Origin of the sequence: Rhizobium sp. YAF28 (assembly GCF_052113285.1) — a bacterium.
Classification (GTDB): Bacteria; Pseudomonadota; Alphaproteobacteria; order Rhizobiales; family Rhizobiaceae; genus Rhizobium.
In genome coordinates this window covers 434,515-456,076 of record NZ_JBFRCX010000004.1, presented here as the reverse complement: position 1 = coordinate 456,076, position 21,562 = coordinate 434,515, and the positions used below count along the sequence as shown (strand labels likewise).

General features: G+C 59.2%; 25 protein-coding genes. 7 read left to right on the top strand and 18 right to left on the bottom strand.

All coding sequences use genetic code 11. From position 1 onward, the window contains the following. A partial coding sequence (locus AB4Z13_RS12305) for a flagellin N-terminal helical domain-containing protein (protein WP_442206012.1) occupies nt 1-335 on the bottom strand: 335 nt, incomplete at its 3' end. 403 nt (nt 336-738) lie between these two features. Between AB4Z13_RS12305 and AB4Z13_RS12300 the strand changes: the two genes are divergently transcribed. Further along, a complete protein-coding gene (locus tag AB4Z13_RS12300; protein WP_439014092.1) occupies nt 739-2,658 on the top strand; it encodes an O-linked N-acetylglucosamine transferase family protein in 1,920 nt (639 codons plus the stop codon). Nucleotides 2,659-2,761: 103 nt separating this feature from the next. On the opposite strand, the gene fliP is transcribed toward AB4Z13_RS12300, so the two are convergent. The 13 genes from fliP to flgF all read right to left on the bottom strand — a co-directional run bounded on the left by fliP (nt 2,762) and on the right by flgF (nt 11,706). Further along, a complete protein-coding gene (fliP, locus tag AB4Z13_RS12295; protein ID WP_007816083.1) occupies nt 2,762-3,499 on the bottom strand; it encodes a flagellar type III secretion system pore protein FliP in 738 nt (245 codons plus the stop codon). Then, a complete protein-coding gene (locus tag AB4Z13_RS12290) occupies nt 3,496-3,999 on the bottom strand; it encodes a flagellar basal body-associated FliL family protein (protein WP_439014091.1) in 504 nt (167 codons plus the stop codon). The genes fliP and AB4Z13_RS12290 overlap by 4 nt, the downstream gene beginning before the upstream one ends. A 12-nt stretch (nt 4,000-4,011) precedes the next feature. Beyond that, nucleotides 4,012-4,725 carry a flagellar basal body L-ring protein FlgH gene (flgH, locus tag AB4Z13_RS12285; RefSeq protein WP_007816086.1) on the bottom strand — a complete coding sequence of 238 codons (714 nt, stop codon included), beginning with the start codon at nt 4,723-4,725 and terminating at the stop codon, nt 4,012-4,014. Beyond that, nucleotides 4,722-5,261, bottom strand: a complete 540-nt coding sequence (locus AB4Z13_RS12280) for a MotE family protein (RefSeq protein ID WP_439014090.1) — start codon at nt 5,259-5,261, stop codon at nt 4,722-4,724. The genes flgH and AB4Z13_RS12280 overlap by 4 nt, the downstream gene beginning before the upstream one ends. Continuing rightward, nucleotides 5,258-6,379, bottom strand: a complete 1,122-nt coding sequence (locus tag AB4Z13_RS12275; RefSeq protein ID WP_007816089.1) for a flagellar basal body P-ring protein FlgI — start codon at nt 6,377-6,379, stop codon at nt 5,258-5,260. Before AB4Z13_RS12275 ends, AB4Z13_RS12280 begins: the two co-directional genes overlap by 4 nt. Continuing rightward, complete coding sequence (flgA, locus tag AB4Z13_RS12270) at nt 6,376-6,858, bottom strand: flagellar basal body P-ring formation chaperone FlgA (protein ID WP_439014089.1); 483 nt, start codon at nt 6,856-6,858, stop codon at nt 6,376-6,378. Before flgA ends, AB4Z13_RS12275 begins: the two co-directional genes overlap by 4 nt. A 16-nt stretch (nt 6,859-6,874) precedes the next feature. Then, a complete protein-coding gene (gene flgG, locus AB4Z13_RS12265; RefSeq protein ID WP_310378844.1) occupies nt 6,875-7,663 on the bottom strand; it encodes a flagellar basal-body rod protein FlgG in 789 nt (262 codons plus the stop codon). 19 nt (nt 7,664-7,682) lie between these two features. Beyond that, complete coding sequence (locus AB4Z13_RS12260) at nt 7,683-8,024, bottom strand: flagellar hook-basal body complex protein FliE (protein ID WP_310378846.1); 342 nt, start codon at nt 8,022-8,024, stop codon at nt 7,683-7,685. Further along, a complete protein-coding gene (gene flgC / locus AB4Z13_RS12255) occupies nt 8,024-8,443 on the bottom strand; it encodes a flagellar basal body rod protein FlgC (protein ID WP_113012948.1) in 420 nt (139 codons plus the stop codon). Before flgC ends, AB4Z13_RS12260 begins: the two co-directional genes overlap by 1 nt. Nucleotides 8,444-8,447: 4 nt before the next feature. Continuing rightward, nucleotides 8,448-8,840, bottom strand: coding sequence for a flagellar basal body rod protein FlgB (gene flgB / locus AB4Z13_RS12250; RefSeq protein ID WP_132652652.1), 393 nt, complete (start codon nt 8,838-8,840; stop codon nt 8,448-8,450). A 170-nt stretch (nt 8,841-9,010) separates the two neighbouring features. Further along, on the bottom strand, nt 9,011-9,553 hold the full coding sequence (locus AB4Z13_RS12245) for a flagellar protein (protein WP_439014088.1): 543 nt from the start codon (nt 9,551-9,553) through the stop codon (nt 9,011-9,013). 2 nt (nt 9,554-9,555) lie between these two features. Further along, nucleotides 9,556-10,956 (bottom strand): flagellar protein export ATPase FliI, encoded by a 1,401-nt coding sequence (gene fliI / locus AB4Z13_RS12240; RefSeq protein ID WP_439014087.1) that lies wholly within the window; start codon nt 10,954-10,956, stop codon nt 9,556-9,558. 15 nt (nt 10,957-10,971) lie between these two features. Then, the gene (gene flgF, locus AB4Z13_RS12235; protein ID WP_439014086.1) at nt 10,972-11,706 is read right to left on the bottom strand and encodes a flagellar basal-body rod protein FlgF; all 735 of its coding nucleotides are present in this window, start codon (nt 11,704-11,706) and stop codon (nt 10,972-10,974) included. Between the two features lie 249 nt (nt 11,707-11,955). Between flgF and motA the strand changes: the two genes are divergently transcribed. From motA to AB4Z13_RS12205, 6 genes are all read left to right on the top strand, one after another. Then, on the top strand, nt 11,956-12,828 hold the full coding sequence (gene motA, locus AB4Z13_RS12230) for a flagellar motor stator protein MotA (protein ID WP_037071050.1): 873 nt from the start codon (nt 11,956-11,958) through the stop codon (nt 12,826-12,828). Further along, nucleotides 12,829-13,776, top strand: a complete 948-nt coding sequence (locus AB4Z13_RS12225) for a flagellar motor switch protein FliM (RefSeq protein WP_113323620.1) — start codon at nt 12,829-12,831, stop codon at nt 13,774-13,776. It abuts the gene before it with no gap. A gap of 66 nt (nt 13,777-13,842) precedes the next feature. Further along, entirely contained in the window at nt 13,843-14,469 is a 627-nt protein-coding gene (fliN, locus tag AB4Z13_RS12220; RefSeq protein WP_113323619.1) for a flagellar motor switch protein FliN, read from the top strand. Between the two features lie 28 nt (nt 14,470-14,497). Beyond that, the gene (gene fliG, locus AB4Z13_RS12215; protein WP_007816114.1) at nt 14,498-15,535 is read left to right on the top strand and encodes a flagellar motor switch protein FliG; all 1,038 of its coding nucleotides are present in this window, start codon (nt 14,498-14,500) and stop codon (nt 15,533-15,535) included. 131 nt (nt 15,536-15,666) lie between these two features. Beyond that, complete coding sequence (gene flhB, locus AB4Z13_RS12210) at nt 15,667-16,746, top strand: flagellar biosynthesis protein FlhB (protein WP_439014085.1); 1,080 nt, start codon at nt 15,667-15,669, stop codon at nt 16,744-16,746. A 5-nt stretch (nt 16,747-16,751) separates the two neighbouring features. Continuing rightward, a complete protein-coding gene (locus AB4Z13_RS12205) occupies nt 16,752-17,192 on the top strand; it encodes a hypothetical protein (protein ID WP_112541535.1) in 441 nt (146 codons plus the stop codon). A 65-nt stretch (nt 17,193-17,257) separates the two neighbouring features. On the opposite strand, the gene visR is transcribed toward AB4Z13_RS12205, so the two are convergent. From visR to cheT, 4 genes are all read right to left on the bottom strand, one after another. Continuing rightward, a complete protein-coding gene (visR, locus tag AB4Z13_RS12200) occupies nt 17,258-18,004 on the bottom strand; it encodes a transcriptional regulator VisR (protein WP_113323617.1) in 747 nt (248 codons plus the stop codon). Between the two features lie 8 nt (nt 18,005-18,012). After that, nucleotides 18,013-18,759, bottom strand: a complete 747-nt coding sequence (gene visN / locus AB4Z13_RS12195; protein ID WP_113323616.1) for a transcriptional regulator VisN — start codon at nt 18,757-18,759, stop codon at nt 18,013-18,015. A gap of 603 nt (nt 18,760-19,362) precedes the next feature. Then, entirely contained in the window at nt 19,363-21,057 is a 1,695-nt protein-coding gene (gene fliF, locus AB4Z13_RS12190; RefSeq protein WP_439014084.1) for a flagellar basal-body MS-ring/collar protein FliF, read from the bottom strand. A gap of 114 nt (nt 21,058-21,171) precedes the next feature. Continuing rightward, nucleotides 21,172-21,561 carry a chemotaxis protein CheT gene (cheT, locus tag AB4Z13_RS12185; RefSeq protein ID WP_113323614.1) on the bottom strand — a complete coding sequence of 130 codons (390 nt, stop codon included), beginning with the start codon at nt 21,559-21,561 and terminating at the stop codon, nt 21,172-21,174. Nucleotide 21,562 lies beyond the last annotated feature (1 nt).

Genomic DNA, 21,562 nt, shown 5'->3' with positions numbered 1-21,562 from the left:
ATTTCTTCCTGGACCTTCTTCTTGTCGACGCCGTTTTCAGTCGCGGCAACGATCTTTGCCTTGATTTCGCCGACGACGTCGATGGCGCTGTCCATGGCGGTGTAGGCGGTGTCAACCTTGGCAGCGCCGAGGCCGAGAGCGTCGGAAACAGCGCCGAGGGCCTTGTTGTCCGAACGCATGGTCGTTGCGATCGACCAGTAAGCAGCGTTGTCGGAAGCCTTGCCAACGCGGAAACCCGTGGAAACGTGGTTCTGCGTGCTGTTGAGGCCCTGGTTGACGTTGCGCAACGTCTGGAGTGCTGCCTGGGCGGAATTGTTCGTGTTAATGCTCGTCATAAGTGTGTCCCCTAGAAAACTAGATACAAAAAAGGAGGACATACCGGACTATAAATACCGGCGATGACGGACCAGCTTCATGCCACTCGGTGCCTTTGTTTCTTGGCCCAAACCCGTCATGTCCAGGGCAATCTCGCAGCGAATACTTGCCAACTTCTTAAAAGCGGAGCTCCCGGCCAAGCCGCTCCAATTGCATGGTTAATGTTGTTTGAATTCGTCTTCGAAACCGCAGCTTTCCCGGAAAGCGAGCATTCAGCCGCACCGGTTTCAAGCAAGCTTCGAATGCCAGTGTGGCAGAAGCCGGGATAGTATCGTCGGGTAACCTGCATTCTGCGGGACGGCCTGATTGCGCGCCCCGTCGATCACCATTTCATGCCGGAACATTTCCTCACGGAGTTAGGTTTTGAACAGCAAAGTTTCGTTCTCGGCGGCATCCCGGGATTATCAGGCAGGCCGCTATACACAATCCCTGGCGACGCTCAACCAGCTCATCGATACCCAGAAGGACGCCAAGACCTACGCTCTCCTGGCCAAGAACCTGCTGCAACTGGGCTTCAAGACCGATGCTGCCAAGGCCTATGGGCTGGCGGCCGATTGCGCCGGGCAAGGCGCGTTCGAATTCCTGAAGACCGCCGCCAAAATCCACCTTGAGGCCGGCAACGAGGACGAAGCTCTTCTGATTGCGATGCGTAATCTCAGCAAGGCGCAGGAAGATCCGGAACTTGCCTTCATTATCGCGTCGATCTATCTGCGCCGGCAGCGGCGCGATCTGTTGCGCCCCTTCAAGAAGGTCCTGTCCGAGAGCCAGAATCCGGAGCATGCACGCCTTGCCGCACTGCTGCTCAACGACGACCTCATGGACGAAACGAACCAGACGCTCGCCCGTAACCTCTTCCGGCGCTACCCGGGCAATCTTGCCTTCCGCTTCCTCTATCTCGTCTGCGTACGCGAATTCAACGAATTCGACGAAGCGAACAAACATCAGATGCCTATCGACGCCGCACTCGCCAAAAACGACATTGATATGCTGAGGAAGGACAACCCCTTCTATCACCTGCATTGGTGCGGCAACGAGGATTATAACCGCTACGCGACCATCGGCACGAAGCCGCTCGACGCGGCCCGCGTGGCCTACCGGCGCGGCCTGCCGCATAGGTGGTCCGACAAAATCCGTATCGGTTACATGTCCTCGGATTTCTGGGACGCCCATGCCACGATGAAGCTGCTGCAGCGCGTCCTCGAGCTTCACGATCGCAATCGTTTCGAAATTACGCTCTTCGATCACACGCAGCCCGAATACCTGGAGAAGAACAAGGCCGATCGCAGCCGCTGGGGCAAGGTCGTCGATGTCTACGGCCAGTCCGACGAAGCGATCCTGAAGGCCGTCCGCGCCGAAAATATCGACATCATGGTCGACCTCAAAGGTCATACGTCCGGAAGCCGCGCCTCCTCCTTCAATTTGCCGCTAGCGCCCATCCATGTCGCCTGGCTGGGTTTCCCCGGCAGCACGCTCAATGTCGATCTCGACTATGTAATCGGCGATCACTCGGTGCTGCCTGACCTGGCCAAGCCTTTCTACCACGAGAAATTCCTGCGCATGCCGGAGAGCTATCAGCCGAACGATCCGGCGAACCGCCCGCAGCCGCAGCCGGTCACGCGCGAACAGCTTGGCCTTCCGGAAAACGCCTTCATCTTCGCATCCTTCAACGGTAACCGTAAGATCACCCCGCAAGTGGTCGACAGCTGGTGCCGGATCCTCAAGCGTGCGCCCGATAGCGTGCTCTGGCTGATGGCGAACACGGCTCGTAACATGGAAAATCTGCTCGAGCGCTTCCAGGCCGGCGGCATATCGCCGAAGCGGATCATCTTCTGCCCGCGTGCGCCTTATGAACAGCACATCAGCCGTCAGCAGGCGGCAGATCTCGGTATCGATACTTTCCCCGTCAACGGTCACACCACGACTTCGGAACAGCTCTGGGGCGGCCTTCCCGTCCTGACGATGAAGGGTACCAATTTCGCCTCGCGTGTCAGCGGGAGCCTGCTCAGGGCTATCGACCTGCCGGAACTCGTCGCCGACGATCTCCAGGCCTACGAGGATCTCGCCGTCGAGCTCGCACTCAACCCGGAACTCGTCGCCGGCTACAAGAAACATCTGCAGGAAAAGCGTTACATCGCGCCGCTCTTCGATGCCGAACGCTTCTGCCACCACCTCGAACATGGCTACGAGATGATCGCCGAGCGCGCCAAGCAGGGCCTCGGCCCTGATCATATTGACGTCCCGGCACTGCCGCCGCGCACCGAGCCCTTCGGTTCGAATAGCTAAGGCGCTCAGACACATTCAGCAACATAAAACCCGCCGGAGCGATCCGGCGGGTTTATGTTTGCGAGAGGAAGAAAGTACGCGACGGCGCTCCGCCTTTGCCCCGTCAGCTGAAGGAGCGCACGAGACTGCCGACCAGAAGGTTCCAGCCGTCGATCAACACGAAGAAAAGGATCTTGAACGGCAACGAGATCGAGGTTGGCGGCAGCATCATCATACCCATCGCCATGGTAATCGTTGCAACGATCAGGTCAATGACGAGGAAGGGCAGGACGATGAGGAAGCCGATTTCGAAACCGCGCCGGATCTCCGAGATCATGAAGGCGGGAAGGAGGATGCGGTAGTCGATCGGCTCGGTCGTCTGGATATTCTGGCCGCGCTCGCGGGCCAGATCGGCAAAGAGCGCCAGATCCTTGTCGCGGGTATTGGCAGACATGAAGGTGCGGAACGGCTCGGCAATGCGCTGAACTGCCGTTGCCTCATCGATCTGGTTGGCAAGCAGCGGCTGAACGCCGTCCTGCCAGGCCTTATCGAAGGTCGGCGACATGACGTAGAAGGTCATGAACAGCGAAAGCGAGAGAAGGATCATGTTCGAGGGCGTCGAAGACAGGCCCATGCCCGAACGCAGGATCGAAAAGGCAATGATGAAGCGCGGGAAGCTCGTCACCATGATGAGGATACCCGGCGCGACCGAAAGCACGGTCAGCAGGCCGAATGTCCTGATGATCCAGGCGGCGACAGAGCCGTCGACCGGGATATTCAACAGATCAGTCGGCAGCTGCTGGGCTACCGCCAGTTCCGGCACCGCCATCATGGCGGCAAGGAAAACTATAAGTCGAATCATTCGATGACAAAGGTCCTGAACATGACCTTCGATACGCGCCCTTGAGAGCGAAGGTCAACACGTTCCTGGATGTCATCCTTGAGATATTGAAAGCCGCGCGGCCCTTCGATCTGCTGAAGGGAAATGGTCCTGACATAAGCGAGGATATCCTGGTGAATATCCTCGGCGACCTTGACATCCGGCGGCCCGTTGAACATCAGCGCCACCTCGAGTCGGATCCAGTTTTCCGAGGGATAAGCGAGGTTCGAGGTGACCGGATCGAGCAGCACAATGTTGTTGGCTTCGTTCGCGATTTTCGGAAGACCGCCCTCGGCCTTCTTCTTGGCCTCGGCCTCTTTCGCCTGTTCAGCCTCTGTAGCACTGCGGATGTTCGGGGCCACCATGTTGCCGACCGCCCAGCCGCCGCCGGCGCCGACGAGCGTCAGCACGGCAAGGCCGATGATCGTCATCACCATGCCGCTCGACTTCTTTTTGCCTTCGCCTGTTTCGTTGTCTGCCATCTTGGTTCAGCCTCAAAGCGGCGAGAAGAGATCGACGGCCTGCTGGCCGCGCGGCGGCTGCTGCACTTCCATCAGGCGGCCACGGCCACCATAGGAAATGCGGGCTTCGGCGATCTTGTCGTAGGAGATCTGGTTGTCGGAATTGACGTCCTGCGGACGCACGATGCCGGCGACGTTAAGGATACGCAGTTCCTGGTTCAGGCGAACTTCCTGCGAACCGCTGATAACCAGGTTGCCGTTTTCGAGAATGCCGGTGACAACGGCGGCAACCAGAAGGTTGAGCTTATCGGTACGCTCGATCTTGCCCTTGCCGTCCGTGCTCGTGTCGGAACCGTAGGTCAGATCCGTCTTGGACTGCGGCGTCCAGCCGAAGACCTGGGCGTTGACATCCCAGTTCATGCCGCTCGAATTCTTGCGGCTGCGATTGGTCTCGTTGTCGAAGGATCCCTTGTCATTGATCTGGATATCGACTGTCAGGATATCGCCGACGTTGAGAGCGCGCGCATCCTTGAAGAGCGCGGCCTGCGAATCGCTCCACAGTGAATAGCCCTGGGCTACCGCACGCGGCTGCTTCGGATAGAGCCCCATCTGCGGCGTCTGGCCATAGGCAAGACCGCTGCCGATCGGGCTCATGGCAGGCGCGCGGCCGATCTCGTTGACTGCCGTGGACTGGCAGCCTGCAAGGAGTGCGACGGCGACAATCACAGCCGGTAAACGCTTATTCATGAAGGATCCTTCGAGGTATTGGGATCAGATGCACTTGCAATGATACCGGCGATTTTGGCGGCCTTGGTGGAATCCATCTCGTTCAGGATCAGGCTCGACTGACGCGGCCCGAGCCGCATGATGACGGCCGCGGCCAGTTCGGGTCTGACATCCTGCAGTTGCAGCGCTGCGGCATCCGGCTTCATCTTCTTGTAGATATCCGTCAGGCCGGCCTCGGCCTGTTTGAGGAAATCATCACGCCGCTTCAGCCAGTCCTGGTATTCCGCCTTGCGCTTGTCCATCTCGGCGACGCGGCTGTCGATATCAGCACGCAGCTTCTCGAGCTCCTGCTTCTGCAGGAGATAGCGCTGATCGCGGGCCGGATCGGCGATATTCGTGCAGAACTGCTTGACCTCGTCCGTCGAGGTGATGTCGCCTGCCGGCGCCACCTCCTGGGCGAAGGCGCCGGGAATGGAAAGCAGCACGAGGCCTGCGGCCGGCAATGCCAGCCGGCGCAACAGTTCGACGATCGAGTTCTGGTTCGTGATCTTGCTCATTGCAGCACAAGCTCCGCCTGCAGGGCGCCTGCAGATTTGATGCCCTGGAGAATGGCGATGATGCCATCCGGCTTGACACCGATATTGTTGAGACCGGCAACGAGAGTGCGCAGGTCAGGACCGTCGATAATAGCGACCCGTCCGCCCGTTTTCTGCGCCTGGATATCCGTCTGCGGCTGGACAGCGGTCTCACCGCGCGAGAAGGGCTCCGGCTGGATGATCTGCGGCGTTTCGGTTACCTGCACTGTCAATGTGCCATAGCTGACGGCGACCGGCGAGACGCGAACATCCGAACCAATGACGATCGTGCCGGTGCGTTCGTTGATGACGACCTTGGCCGGCGTGTCGGTCTCGACCACGAGGTTTTCGATATCGGCCATCAGGCGCGTAAGATCGGCTTCGCGCGGCTTCTCGATGACGACTTCCTGCGAATCCTTAGCTTCCGCGACCGGACCGCCAAAGCGTGCCTTTGCGTAGCCGTTGACGATATCAGCAATGCGGATCGCGGTGGAAAAGTCCGGGTTGCGGAGCTGCAGGACGAGATTGACCGAATCCTTGAAGCGGGACGGCAGCTCGCGCTCGATGATGGCGCCACCCGGTACACGGCCGGCCGTCGTCACACCCTCAGTCACGGTCGCGGCCTGTCCTTGAGCCTGAAAGCCAGTGACGACGGCGGCGCCCTGGGCGACGGCATAGATCTGGCCGTCGGCGCCCGACAGCGAGGTCATGATGAGCGTACCGCCACGCAGCGAGGTCGCATCGCCGAGCGAGCTGACCGTCACATCGATTCGGCTGCCGGGGCTTGCGAAAGGCGGCAGGTTGGCGGTGACCATGACGGCCGCGGTATTCTTGGCGTTCGACTGGCTGCCCTGCGTGGAGATGCCGAGGTTCTGCAGCATCGCGCGCATGGACTGCTCGGTGAAAGGCGAAGCACGGAAACCGTCGCCGGTTCCCTGCAGGCCGACAATAAGACCGTAGCCGATGAGCTGGTTGTCGCGGCCGGCCTGAAGCGAGGCAATGTCCTTGATACGGGACGTCAGCGCCCATGCAGGCGCGACATCGGTCAGGCTCATCGCCAGAACCGCAACCAGGCTCAGGATACGAAAGAAGAACTTCATTTTGCCCTCACATGGACCGTACCGTCGGCGAGCACGGTGCCGCTGACGATGACGCCGGAATCCATATTGCGTGCACGGATCATCTGGCCGGTCGCACCATCTTCAAGAGGCGAGCCGGCAGCGGAAATGGTCATCTGACCAAGCTGGAAGACCAGGCGGATATTGGAGCCGCGCGTGACCGTATAGGGCTCGCGCAGGGCGGAGATCGAAATCGTCCGCCCCGGCAGGAGCGTGCGCTTGGAAACCAGACCCTCGACCTGGGAGACCGACTTTGCATAGTCTCCGGCGAGGTTGGGATTGGTGACCTCGACTTCCTGAAGCTGAGCGCTCGAAATCGTGTCGCCGGGATAGATGATCGTCGTGGGGACAACGGCATAACCCATGCCGGCATCCGCTGCTGCCGGCATGATCATGCCAGCGATTGCGATCGTGGCCGCAGCCACCCATCCTTGGATGTGTCCTGCCCGGCGAAACATCATGTTCGGCCCTTCCCTCTTACTTCAGGTTCTTGCTGACGATGGATGCCATTTCATCAGCTGTCGTGATCACCTTGGAATTCATTTCGTAAGCGCGCTGGGCCGATATCAGCTCGGTGATTTCCTTGACCGGATCGACGTTCGAGGATTCCAGGTAGCCCTGCTTGAGGTAACCCATATTATCCTCGTCAGGATTGCCAATGACCGCTTCGCCGGATGCCGGCGTTTCCTGGAAGAGGTTGTCGCCAATCGGCTGCAGGCCTGCCTCGTTAACGAAGTCGGCGAGCGTAAGCTGGCCGAGAGTGGTCGGAGTGGTCTGGCCGGGCAGCTTGGCGGTGATTTCGCCGGAGCGGCTGATCGTCAGCTCGGTGGAGCCCTGCGGGATAGTGACGCCGGGGATGACTTCATAACCGTCGATGTTGACGAGCTGGCCCTGATCGTTCTTGTTGAGCGCACCGGCACGGCTATAGAGCGTCGTACCGTCCGTCGACTGGATCTGGAAGAAGCCCTTGCCGACGATTGCGACGTCGAGGTCGTTGCCGGTCTGGGTCAATTCGCCCTGGAGATGCAGGTTGCGCACGGCCGAGGTCTGGACGCCGAGACCGATATTGGCGCCTTCGGGAACGACAGCCTGGTTGGCGCGGTTGGCGACACCCTTGGCGCGTTCGGTCTGATAGAGAAGGTCGGTGAACTCGGCGCGGGCGCGCTTGAAACCGGTCGTATTGATGTTCGCGATGTTGTTCGCGATGACTTCCAGGTTAGTCTGCTGGGCATCCATGCCCGTTGCTGCAATGGCGAGCGCTCTCATGTGTTCGTCCTCAAATCAGTTACATCTGCATCTTGGTGACTTCGAGGAAGGCCGAGACGACCTTGTCGCGAATGGCGATTGCAGTCTGGAGCGTCTGCTCCGCCTGCAGCATGGAATCGACGACCTCGCGCGTCGAGGCCGTACCCTTGATGCCGGCAAAGGACATGTTTTCCGCGCCCTTCAGGCTGCTGACGGCTTCGGTCGCCATGTTGCCCATGACGGAGGCGAAGCTCAGGCCGTTGGAAACGCCGGCCGCAGCAGATGAGGTTGCGGTCGAAGAGGAGGCGGAATTTTCGGTGTCGATGGCGCCGAGGGCGCGGGTCATCGAGAGATTGCTTACGTTCTGTACGCTGCTGATCATTATTGTCCGCTCTTCAGGAGATCGATCGTCGAGGAAATGAGGTCGCGAGTCTGCTTGATCGTCTGCAGATTGGCGTCATAGGAACGGTTGGCTTCGCGCATGTCGGCCATCTCGATCAGGATGTTGACGTTCGGCATCTTGACGATGCCCTTCTCGTCCGCAGCCGGATTGCTCGGATCATATTCCTTGGTGAAATCGCCTTCGTCAGTACCGATTTTCTTGACGTTGACGGTCTCGACGCCGCTGGTGCGATCCAGTTGCTGGCCGAAGGTGATGGTCTTGCGGCGATAAGGATCGGCACCGGGTGTGTCGCCTGTCGAGCGGGCGTTGGCGATGTTTTCCGAGACGATACGCAGACGTGTCGACTGCGACTCGAGCCCGGAACCTGCGATTTTCATTGCTGCTGAAAGCGGATCCATGAGGCTACTTCCTTACGGTCATCAACATCATTCGATGAAAGGAACTGACGAGCGAGGTATTCAGGTCGTACTGACGCTTGATCTCGCCGGACTTGGAGAGTTCTTCGGCCACACCGACGGTGTTGCCGGATTCCTGAACGCCGATTTCCTGGTCGAGCGCGGCATCCTTCACGTCAATGTCACCGCTCGTGCTGAAATCGTTGCCGCTCAGGTGCATCGGATTGGTGCGCGTCATGGTGACGTCCGACTGGTCGAGCACAGCCTGAAAAGGCGTCACATCCTTCGCCCGAAATTTCGGCGTGTTTGCATTCGCGATGTTGCCGGCAACAACCTCCTGACGAATCGTCAGCCATTCCGCCTGCTTTGAAGCCAAGTCGAAAAGTTGAATCGGTTGCATGAGAACTCTCCGTTTTTACTAGGCCGAACCTAGGGCGGTAATCTTGCGTGGGACTTACGGTAAATGCGGGCTTTACAAGCCATTCTTCGAGATTACTTGCAGACAGCGACCATCCGCCGCCCGGTCGTTGCTCCGACAGGGCCTCACAGCGATTCGTCCTCTTGCCTGAACTAGTTGTTCTGGTAGATCTCACCCTTGGAAGTAACGATCACCCACTTGCCGTCGCGCTGTTCCAATGTGGCAAGGCGGCTTTCGTCAGGCAGGATCGAGCCGACGCGCACGACATACATGCCCGAAGGATCTTCAATGAGCGCCCGGCCGTTGGCCACGTGCAGCAAACGGAAAGAGCCTTTGCCGGGGAAGGGCTGATCCTCCATCGAGGCGTCGCCACTGCGCTCCTTGCCGAGCTCGGAAACGGTTGCCGTCGTCATATTGTCGATCGGTGGGACTTTCTTGCCTTCATCGTTCTTGTTGACCATGGCGAGCGGTGAAACGCTGAAGACGTTGCGCGCCGGCCAGTTCGGCAATTCACGAGAGGCATTGCTATCGGCGACGCTGATGCCGAACTTGTCCGCGTTGAAGAAGACATACCAGGGGAAGAAGGCGGAAGCGCCGGCAAGTGCCAAACCCAAAAAGGTCAGCGCGCGGTCGAGCAGCACTCCCTTGTTACGCTCTTTCAGCGCGGCGATCCGTTCGTCTTCGAAATCGGCCATGATCAGGCCCTCCTTTGAATAGGCGCACTCGGAGTCGGTACGCCGGCGGCGGCCTTGAGAGCACCGGCAAGATCGGCGAAGGCATCAAGCGATTCGCGGTCTCCCGGAGATTGTTTCAGGACGTCATAGATGATCGGTACCTGCTTGACCGCCATGTCGAGATCGGCATCGGCGCCGGGACGGTAGCCGCCGATAAGGCGCAGGTCGCGCGTTTCCTCGAAGCGGTGGATCAGCACCTTGAGGCGGGAAACCAGCTTCTCCTGATCCGGAGTCCAGGCCTTGCGGGCAAGACGCGAGATGGATGCGAGCGGATCGATTGGCGGGTAGCGCCCCTCCTCCGCCAGGCTTCGCTGGAGAACGATGTGACCGTCGAGAATACCGCGAGTGGAGTCGGCGATCGGGTCGTTATGATTGTCGCCATCGACGAGGATGGAGATGATCGCGGTGATGGTGCCTGCACCTTCCGGACCGGGACCGGCGCGCTCCAGAAGACGCGGCAGCTCGGTGAAGACGGACGCCGGATAGCCGCGCGCGATCGGCGGCTCGCCCGAGGCGGTCGCCACCTCGCGGATGGCATGGGCGAAGCGCGTCACGCTGTCGACGATGAAGAGAACGTTTTCGCCCTTGTCGCGGAAGTGCTCAGCGATCGTGACCGCCGTCAGCGGCGCCATCTTGCGCAGCATCGGGCTCTCGTCGCTGGTGGCAACGACGGCAATCGCCTTCTTCATATTGGTGCCGAGCGTATCCTCGATGAATTCGCGGACTTCGCGACCGCGTTCGCCGACCAGCGCGATCACCACCTTGTCGAAGGCGTCGGCACGGGCCAACATCGACAGCAGCGTCGACTTGCCGACGCCGGAGCCGGCGAAAATGCCGAGACGCTGACCGAGGCAGAGCGGCGAGAAGATATCGATTGCGCGCACGCCGGTCTTGAAGCCGTTTTCGACGCGCTGCCGCGTCATCGAAGGCGGCGCAGTGTTCGAGATCGAACGGCGGTCCAGGCCTTCGGTGATCGGGCCGAGACCGTCGATCGGCTCGCAGAGGGAATTGATGGTGCGGCCGCACCAGCTGTCTGACGGAGATATACGGAAGGCACCCTTGCGGATGACGATGTCATGGATGCCGATCGGCTCGCCCGGTTCGATCGGGCAGACGTAAACCAGGTCCGGCTCTACCCTGACCACTTCGCCAAGATGGACACCCGTCGCGGATTTATGCGCCACGAACTCGCCAAGCCGCACATGCCGGGAAAGGCCGCGGACGGTATAGTGGCCGGCGGCGATGGTGTGCACGCGACCGCCATGGGTCACGGAGAATTCCGGCGACGTGTAGCGCTTTGCAAGGTCGCCGAGATGTGTGAGCTTCGGCGAGAGCGCGTCCTCGGTCAACAGGGTGGTGTTCATGCTTCACACCCTGCCTTAGCGGCTGCCGCCCAGCGTCTGAACCGCTTCCTTGAAGGAGTCTTCGCTGTCGCGCATCAGCGACGACACGCTATCGAAAGCGCGATTCACCTCGATCAGCTGCGTCATCTCGTGCATCGCATTGACGTTGGAGTTTTCCAGATAGCCCTGCTCGACACCGACATTGAAGCGGTCGACGACGGCGCGCGGCTGCTCGGTCGTCATGATGCCGCTGTTTTCGTAGCGCAGGTAACCCTTGCTGATATCGGCTTCGAAGAGGCCGAGTGAACCGACCTGGCGGTCATTCTGATAGATGATGCCATCAGTGCCGACCTTCGGCTCGCCGCCGGCGGTGTTGAGCACGATCGGCGCACCGCCTGCATCGAGAACCGGATAGCCGCGGATGGAAACCAGCTCGCCGGTATCCCGCATCGTGAAGCGGCCGTCCCTCGTCAGAACGCGGCCGGCGGGCGTATCGAGAGAGAACCAGGCATCGCCCTTGATGGCGAAGTCGAGCATGTTGCCGGTGTGCTGCATTTCGCCGTGAGTGGTGTCCAGGTAGTCGTTGCCCTGGGAGACGAAGGCGACCTTGGTGTTCGTCTTGTTCTCGTTGTTCGCCAACATTTCATCGAACTTTACCTCAGTGCCGCGAAAACCGGTCGTGTTCACGTTGGCCATATTGTCGGCGATCGTCGTCAGGCGTTTCTCGAGAGCCATCTGCGACGACAGGGAAACGTAAAGACCGGATTGCATGTCGGTAAGCTCCACATTGGCGATAAACGGGACGAAACACCGGGCTCCTTTTAGTTCGGCCACGGGTTCCGCTGAGCGGCATCTCAGACATGGGCGCGCATAGGCCCACTCGTCACGTTCAATATGAAGGCAAATCCTTGCGCGAAGCTGGTAGCGCAAATGAATGCGCGAAAGCCGCGTTCATCAGCCTCACGCAAGGCACAAACCCTATCCGTCGCAAAGAAAAGCAACGTTCAGATTGGGCTGACGATGAATATTATTATCGGATTTGTAGTTGTCTGCGGCTGTATCGTCGGTAGCTTCATGGCCATGGGCGGCGAAGTCGATGCTCTTTTTCAGCCCTTCGAATTCCTGATCATCGGCGGCGCGGGTCTCGGCAGCTTCATCATGGCCAACCCTATGAAGGTGGTGAAGGACTCCGGCAAGGCGCTCGGAGAGGCCTTCAAGCACTCCGTTCCCAAGGAGCGCAACTACCTCGATACGCTCGGCGTGCTCTATTCACTGATGCGCGACCTGCGTACGAAATCGCGCAACGAAATCGAAGCGCATATCGACAATCCGGCCGAATCGACGATCTTCCAGCAGGCTCCGACGGTTCTGAAGAACAAGGAACTGACGGCCTTCATCTGCGACTACGTGCGCCTGATCATCATCGGCAACGCCCGCTCCCACGAGATCGAGGCGCTGATGGACGAAGAAATCAACACCATCCTTCATGACAAGATGAAGCCTTACCACGCGATCCAGATCATGGGCGATTCATTCCCCGCTATCGGTATCGTCGCGGCGGTTCTCGGCGTTATCAAGGCCATGGCGCATATCAACGACTCGCCGGAAGTGCTCGGCCACCTCATCGGTTCGGCCCTCGTCGGCACATTCCTCGGCATTCTGCTTTCCTACTGCGTCTGCTCACCGCTGGTCTCGCAGATCAAGGTCGTCCGCTCCAAGCAGCACCGCCTCTACGTCGTCGTCAAGCAGACCCTGCTTGCCTACATGAACGGCTCGGTGCCGCAGGTCGCCCTCGAATATGGCCGCAAGACGATCTCGGCGTATGAACGCCCGTCGATCGACGCAGTGGAACAGGAAATGATGAACCCAGGTGGCGAAAACAAGGCAGCTTAAATGACTATGAGCAATGCTTCGCATGACAACCAGACAATGGATCCAGCTCTCCTTGCCAAACTGACCGGCGGTCTCGGCGACAAGGGCAGGGTTGCCAAGCTCTGCAGTTCCTTCAGCGATATCTACAGCGAATTCCTTCCTGATATCCTGAAGAGCGAAACCGGCCTCGACGTGACAGTCGGCTATCTCGGCTGCGAGATCGGTTACAAGAATCATCTGATCGACGATCTCAGCTCCAACATGACGCTGGTCGATGCGACGCTGCGCAATTGGTCTCAGAACATCACCATCGCCTGTGGCAACAGTTTCATCATTACCCTGATGGAACATCTGCTTGGCGCTGCTGCCGAAACGATCGAGGAGCCGGCCGACCGGCTTCTCTCCGTTATCGAGATCGACCTCGCCGGCATGGTGTTCGACAAGATTTCCAAGGTGCTGCGTTCTGCCGTCAACGCGCCTGGCGGATTCGAGCCCAGCCTGTCGGCTCCCTTCGCTCTTGAAGCACGCATCCGTCCGCCGGAAGACCGTCCGGATGAATTCGCGGCGGCAATCAACATGTCGATCACGCTTGCCGGCATCACTTCCGAATTCAGCCTGATCGTCCCCCAGGCAGCGCTGCTCAAGACCAAGGTCTCTGCCCCGAAGCCGAAGAAGCAGCCGAGCAAGTCGCCGGAGTGGACGGAGCAGATCGGCGACCAGGTTCGCCGGTCGCAGGTGACCCTCGAAGCGAAGATCCGCCTGCAGGATCTGACGCTCAGAACGATTTCCAAACTGATGGCCGGCGACGTCATTCCTTTCCGCGACAGCGGCGACGTACGCGTCGAAGTCAGCGCCAACAGCCGAGAATTGTATGTGTGCGAGTTCGGGCGTTCAGGCGACAACTACATGGTGCGAGTGAAAGACACCATGAATTCGGATGATGAGCTGATCCGGCACTTAATGAATTAATCGGTTCTCTCGCTCTCAGGGCCACAAAGGCAGTTTGAGGCAAGTTTCAACTGGAATAGTGATTTCATGGCTACGAAGAAGACACAGCAGAATAGTGACCTCTCCCTGGACATGCCGGGCAATGAAGCCGATCTGGATCAGGCTATCGACGATCTGCGCGGCGTGCTGAAGAAAGATTCGGACGGCGACCTTCCGCAGTTCGGCGACGACCTGCAGAACGATGCTTTCGCAGCAGGAACGGACCTTTCGCCGTTCGGTGGTGATGCCGGCGAAACCGCCTTCGGCGGTGCCGATTTTGCAGGCGGCGATTTCGGGGGCAGTGATTTCGGTGACAATGCTGCCGGCATGGGCGCAGCAGGCTTTCCCAGCCTTGACGCCGCGCCGAGCTTCGGCGGCAATTCCTTCCAGTCCGCTCCGGCACCGCTCGGGAGCGCACTGAACTCGAACTTCGACCTGATCATGGACATCCCTATCGATGTCCAGATCGTGCTCGGGACGAGCCGCATGCAGGTTTCCGGCCTGATGAACCTCACCGAGGGTGCTACCATCGCGCTCGACAAGAAGATCGGCGAGCCGGTCGAGATAATGGTGAATGGCCGCAGGATTGCACGCGGCGAGATTACGGTTCTTGATAACGACGACACGCGATTCGGTGTAAAACTGATAGAAGTTTTGAGCACGAAAAAAGCCTGATCCCTGTGCGGGACGGAGAGGTTAGACCATGATGGACTTTGACGATTTCGGCGGCGCACTTGCCGGGAAACCGTTGACCCAGGCTGAAAAGGCGGCGGCAGTTCTTCTCGCTATGGGGAAGGGGGTCGCCGGCCGACTGCTGAAATATTTCACGCAGGCCGAGTTGCAGACCATCATCGGATCTGCCCAGGCGCTTCGTGCCATCCCGCCGGACGAGCTTCTTCAGCTCGTCGGCGAATTCGAAGATCTCTTCACCGAAGGCGCCGGTCTGATGGACAACGCCAAGGCGATCGAGGCCATCCTCGAGGAAGGGCTGACGCCTGACGAAGTCGACAGCCTGCTTGGCCGCCGTACCGCCTTCCAGGCCTACGAAACATCCATCTGGGACCGTCTCGCCGAGGCGGAACCTGCCTTCGTCGCCCAGTTCCTGCTGCGCGAGCATCCGCAGACCGTTGCCTATATCCTGTCCATGATGCCGTCGTCCTTCGGCGCGAAGGTGCTGCTGCAGCTTCCCGACAACCGCCGCGCCGACATCATGAACCGTACGGTCAACATGAAGGGCGTCAGCCCGAAGGCCGCGCAGATCATCGAAAACCAGGTGATGACGCTGCTTGCCGAGATCGACGCGGAACGCAACGCGTCAGGCTCCACCAAGGTCGCCGACCTAATGAACGAAATGGACAAACCGCAGGTCGACACGCTGCTCACCTCGCTCGAATCGATCAACCGCGAAGCGGTGAACAAGGTTCGTCCGAAGATCTTCCTTTTCGAAGACCTCATGTTGATGCCGCAGCGCAGCCGCGTGATGCTGCTCAACGATATTTCGTCCGACGTTCTCACCGTCGCACTGCGCGGCGCATCGGCCGAAATCCGCGAATCGGTCCTTTCCTCCATCAGCCCGCGCCAGCGCCGCATGATCGAATCGGATCTGCAGAGCGGCATGGCCGGCGTCAATCCACGCGAGATCGCGATTGCGCGGCGCGCCGTCGCACAGGAAGCGATTCGCCTGGCCAATGCCGGCCAGATCGAGCTCAAGGAAAAGGAAGGCGGCCCGGCCGCCGCCTAGACGATCGCAGTTGTTGACAAGCCCCCTCGCCCACAAGGCGGCGGTTGATCAGCAGCACGCACAAGACTACCCTTCGGGGAAATGGGCCGCGCTCCAGTCGCGGCCTTTTTCTTTGACGGAGGGCCGCAGACTTGGCCGATGAAGACAAGGACAGCAAAACAGAAGCCCCTACCGCGAAAAAGCGGTCTGATGCTGCCGAAAAAGGTAATACCCCCCACTCGCGCGAAATCTCGATCTTCACGACGATTCTGGCGACCTTCATCTATCTCGTCTTCTTCCTTCCCGACGCGACGTCACACATGGCCGAGACCCTGCGTGACGTCTTCGAGCAGCCAGATCAGTGGAAGATCGAGACCGGACCTGACGTCCTCTCGCTCTTTGCGAAGCTCGGCTGGGCTATGGCTGCGCTTCTGGCCCCTGCCTTCATCATGTTCATGGCGTTCGGCATCGCCTCGTCCGTCTTTCAGAACCTGCCGACGCCGGTTCTCGAACGCATCCGTCCGCAGGCCTCGCGTATTTCACTGATCAAGGGATGGTCGCGGCTCTTCAGCCTTCAAGGCCTCGTCGAATTCGGTAAGTCGCTGTTCAAGGTGGTGGTGGTCGGAGTGATTCTCTTCTTCGTCCTCAGAAGCGAATATTTCGGCTCGATCGATGCGATGTTTTCCGATCCGCAGACGATCATGGTTCGCATGATGACCGCGATGCGCAAGATCATCATCGTCATGCTGGTCGCCACCGCGATCGTTGCGATCGCCGACGTCTTCTGGACGCGCTATCATTGGTTCACCGAACTGAAGATGACGAAGCACGAGATAAAGGAAGAAAACAAGCAGTCGCAAGGCGACCCCTTCGTCAAGAGCAGGCAGCGCTCTGTCATGCGTGACCGCGCCCGCCGACGCATGATCGCCAGTGTCCAGCGTGCCACCCTCGTCATCGCCAACCCGACGCACTATGCCGTGGCGCTGCGCTACGTACGCGAAGAAAACGATGCACCGGTCGTCCTTGCCAAGGGCCAGGACCTTATTGCGTTAAAAATCAGAGAGATCGCCGAGAAGAACGACATCCCCGTCTTCGAGGATCCACCTCTCGCACGCTCCATGTTTGCGCAAGTCTCGGTGGATAGTGTCATACCGTCAGTCTTCTATAAGGCCGTCGCGGAACTCATTCATCGGGTTTACGCCGCGGAGGCCAAGAACAAACGGGTAAGATAAGTCGAATGAAAAAATGCCCCTACTCTGCCCAGCGTGAAAAAATCCTTGCAGAAGCGATCAGCCCGGTCGCAACCGAGCTCAGGCTTCTGGACGCATCCGATCTCATTTCTCTGCTGCGTTTCGAGTATTACGGCAATCTCGCCGACCTCGTCGCTTCCGCAGCGGAACTGTTTTTCCATCCTGGCACTGTCAACTTCGGCTTGGGGGGAAATTATACGCTGGAATGGGGCGGTAAGCCTGAAGTTGTGCTCGATCTCGAAATCAAGCCGCGCGGCGTGACCGTCTATGCGCAGCTGACACTCGCCGAAGACCATGCCGGCATCGAGATCAATCATATTTCCTTTCAGAACGCCTCCAGCGATCCGGACGCAAACACGGCTTTTCTCCAGAGAAGCCTGCACGAAGCGCGCTATATCGTGGCAAAACCGCAGGCGCTCGCCGGCTAAAGCACTTCCGTTTGAGAATATCAGGCCCGGCCCGCAAGGCGCCGGGCTTTGCCGTTCTCAGAGCCCTAGCTGATGTAGCCGAGACGTATCGCCTTCGCGATCGCCTGGATACGGTTGACCGAATCGAGCTTAATGGTCGCCGAGCCGAGATAGGCGTTCACCGTGTGGACGGACAGGCCGAGCTTGTCGGCAATTTCTTCGCTGATACGACCGTCGCCGGCAAGCTGAAGGCAGGCGATCTCACGCTCGCTCAGCGCTTCGGTCGCCGCCGCACGCCGCTCATCGAGCGACAGCAGATCCATCATCACATTGCAGCACCGGCCATGCAGCTCGATGATCGTATCGCTCGACGGATCGATATCGTCGCCGGTGAAAAGCACGAAGCCATTGCCAATGGCGCCAAGGCGCACTGGAAATGCGAGACCGGAGAAAGGCACCATGCCGTCTTTCAGCCTCACCATGAAGGGAGAGAAGTCGGCAGGGCCAGGAGCTGCACGATCATGGCTACCGGCCCAGAACAAAGGCAACAGCGAGCGATCGATATGGTCGAGCAAAGCCTCGCCATGAGCATCGACGAAGCCCTTGCCGAAGCCGGCATTCGAGGGACTCCAGTTTTCCAGCTCGCAGATCAGTCGCTGCTTTGCCGGCACGCCGGAGCCGGTGACACGAAAAACGGCGAAGCCTTGCGCATCCGCGAGCTTCTGCATGGCAATCAGGCGCGGGAAAAGGTCAGACCGGCTGGAAATCCTGTTCACACGTACCATGCGCATCTGGTCCGTATTGCCTAGCGCCCTGCCTGGATGATGGCCCATAATTTCCCTCAGACGAGATTGTTGCGAACGGCGAAGGCTATCGCCTCGGAACGCGTCTTCGTTGCAGTCTTCCGCATCACGCTGGTGATATAGTTATTGATAGTATTCCGGGAGATGCCGAGGATCATGGCGATCTCGTCGCTTGTCTTGCCTTCCGCAATCCAGAAGAGGCATTCCAGCTCCCGGTCGGTCAACTCGAAATCGCGATCGACCTTCGTGCCCCCGCACCGAAGGAAGCTTGCGAAATAGCCTGCAAGCAGGCCCACGTCCCGGAGACGTTCCGGCGAAAGAACGAAACCTTCCCTGAACAAGAACATCAGCACCAAGCGAGAGCGGCCGACATTCAAGGTCAGCGAGCAATATTGGCGGCTCGCGCCATGCGGCACATCGGCGCTGTCCGGCAGGAGTGCGAAGCCCGGCTGCAGCACCTGCATGCACTTCTCGAATTCGGTCGAGCGCGCATAACCCACGACCAGGTCATTGGCGACCTCCTTCACCAGATCGAAAGGCCAGTCGGACGAAACGATAAAGTCCAGACCGCTTTCCTGGATGAGATCGCAGCGCGCCATCAGATAGTGCATGGCGCCGACATACTCGGTCAGCGCCAGTAAGCCGGCATGCAATTTGCCGGTTTCGGCGATGACGCGAAGGCGATCGATCAGTTCGTCGCGCGGCAAAAGATCCGGCACATTGGCGCCGACGAAGTTCGCCATCTGCTTCTCGCCTTTATTCGCCTGAAATATGTCCATATCCATTGGCAGTGACCTGCGGCTGAGAAACTGTCGGTTCTCGCAAAGAAGTTCTGTTTTTGTGAAAGGGATTCAAACACATGCCCCACGCGAATCCCAATTCGAATCACTTAAGGGTAAGCCAACCACCGTAAATCACCATCTCCGACTTCTGGGGATTTACTTTTGCGACCTTCCATGCGGTGATTCGATCACCACTCCACTCTCGCGAAGATGTATAAAACTAGGATGATTCTGGCATTGGCCGCAACGTTTCTCGCCTTATGCGCGAGTGACGCGGAGCGGAATTATCGGTCTGAATGGCGTAATTATCACAGTTCCGGCAAAGGAAGTGCCGTAACCGAATGCCCCGGCAAAAGCAGATTTCAAACGCACGAAAGCAACGATCTATTGTTCTACTGGAGACATACTTGCGTCATCCGCCTTATGTACGGCTTGAGCATCATGCGAACGGCGTCATCCCGCTGCCGGGCGATCTCTACATCAGAACTCTCTGCAATAGAGTAACCGGCTCCTTACGAGCCGGTCACCAGTGCCGGTAACGTTCTTGTTACCGGCCGATGTATCCACAGATGAGAATGAAAAAGGCCGGTTTCCCGGCCTTTTTCATTATGCAGCTTCGTCGATGGCCCATTTCCTGAGGATCTTCGCGGCGCGCTCCTCGTTGATCTCCACCATACGGGCGAGCTTGCGTTCCGGACCTTCCTTGACGCGGCGGTTGAAGTTGCCGTCGTCGTCGCCGAGACTGAGCAGATCCTCGGTGCTGTCGAAGCCGAAGTCGGAGCCGAAGCCATCCATGAGCGCGCCGCCCGCGGAAGCGCCCGCCGGTGCGAAGTCCGGCAGTTCCAGGCCAGCCGATTCCGGAGTGGCGTCGCCGAAAACTGCGGCGGATGAACCCGAGCCGTTGACGGTGCGGATGAGAGGACGCACGCCCATCCAGACCACCACGAAGGCGACCGCGACGAAGGCCAGCGAGTTGATGATGCCTGCGAGGTTGCGGCTCAGCATGTCCATGACATGGACGCCGTTGTTGGCATCGTCGAGAAGCTGGTTCTCGAGGAAGTCCATTGCGGTGACGGTGACGACGTCGCCTCGGTTGGTATCGAGGCCGGCGGCCGAGGCGACGATGCTCTTCATCTCTGCGAGATAAGCGTCGATCTTGGCCTGGTCTGCCGGTTCGCCCACCATCTTGGCGATGCGGCCCTTATTGACGACGACGGCGACCGAGAGCTTTTCGACCCGGTAGCTGTTGCGCGTCGTGGCCGTGGTCTTGCTGTTGATTTCGTAGTTGGTCTGCTCTTCGCGCTTGTCGGACTTGTCCTGCGACTGCGGGCCGGTCGCGCCGCCAGCTTCAGGTGCGGCCTGCGGAATGTTCTGCTCGACCGTCGTCGCGTTGTCGGCCTGGTTCTGCTGCGACTGCTGGGCTTCCTTGGTGGAGCGGACCGAGCGCTCGACCTTGGATTCCGGATCGTAGGTGGTTTCCTGGATCTGCTGGGCGTCGGTGTTCAGATTGGCCGTTACGCTGGAGCGGAAGTTGTCCATGCCGAGGAACGGGGCGAGCGCCTTGTCGATGTTCGATTCGACTTCCTGCTGGACGTTCTGGACGATATTGAGCGAGCGGTTCAGCGTACCGTTGGCGGCGTCATCGCCGGAGGCGAGAAGCTGGCCGGCGGAATCGAGGATCGTCACGTCAGCGATATCAAGCCCCGGCACGGCCGAGGCGACGAGGTGGCGGATCGAGGTGGCGGCGTTTCGCCCCGTCGCGGCACTGGCGCGAATCATCACGGAGGCCGTCGGCTTCTGTTCCGCCTTCCGGAAATTGCCGACCTCGGGCATGACGATGTGGACGCGCGCGGCGGTGATGCCTGAGATCGATTGAATGGTGCGGGCGATTTCACCTTCGAGGGCGCGGACGCGGGTCACTTCCTGCATGAAGGAGGTGAGGCCGAGCGAACCGACATTATCGAAGAGCTCGTAACCGGCATTGGCGCTATTCGGCAGGCCGCGTTCGGCAAGCAGCAGGCGGGCCTTGCCCGTCATGCCTGCTGGTACGGTGATGCTGGAGCCGTCCGTTCCAACCTGGAAATCGACGTTGCTTTCGGCGAGCGCCATACTGATCTGATTGAGATCGGGCTTCTCCAGGCCGACATAAAGCGTTTCCTGGGCCGGTTTGTTGACGAAAATTGCCGCGGCCAAGATGATTGCGATGGAAGCGGCGCCGACCCCACCAAGGATCATCAAACGCGTCCGCCCAAGCGAACCAAAGTTCTTAATAATCTGAACTAATTGATTTAACAGATTCATTCTGTTCTCGCACGATCCGTCAAAGACAAAGCAGGCTTATTGCCTCATTTGACGAATAGACGCCGAAACTTGTGCGAGCGTTTCGTTCAGCGCATGCGGGAATGAATTGCGGTATCAGAAGAAATCGAAGTCGCCGGCCGCCTTGCTGAGCGGCTGGGAGTGGCCGTGACGGGTACCGCCACCGAGTGCCTTCTGCATTTCGGCAAGCTTCACAAGGCTCAGCGCGGTGGCGACATCGATCGACCAGTTCTGCGGAATTTCACCGGTGATGGTGTCGATGAATTCGGCCAGACCGCGCGATTTCTGCACGGCGAGATCGATGCCCTGCATCACCTTCATGCTATCAGGGGAATTCAGGATTTCCGAGCCGCCCAGTTCGATCAGCTGAGGCTCGATCCGTTCCATCAGGTAGGCAACGTCGTGAAGCTCGGAGACAATGCGCATCAATATGTCGCTCAGTGCCTCGACCGGCGCCGGCGGCTCGATAATCGGTGTAAAAGTCATA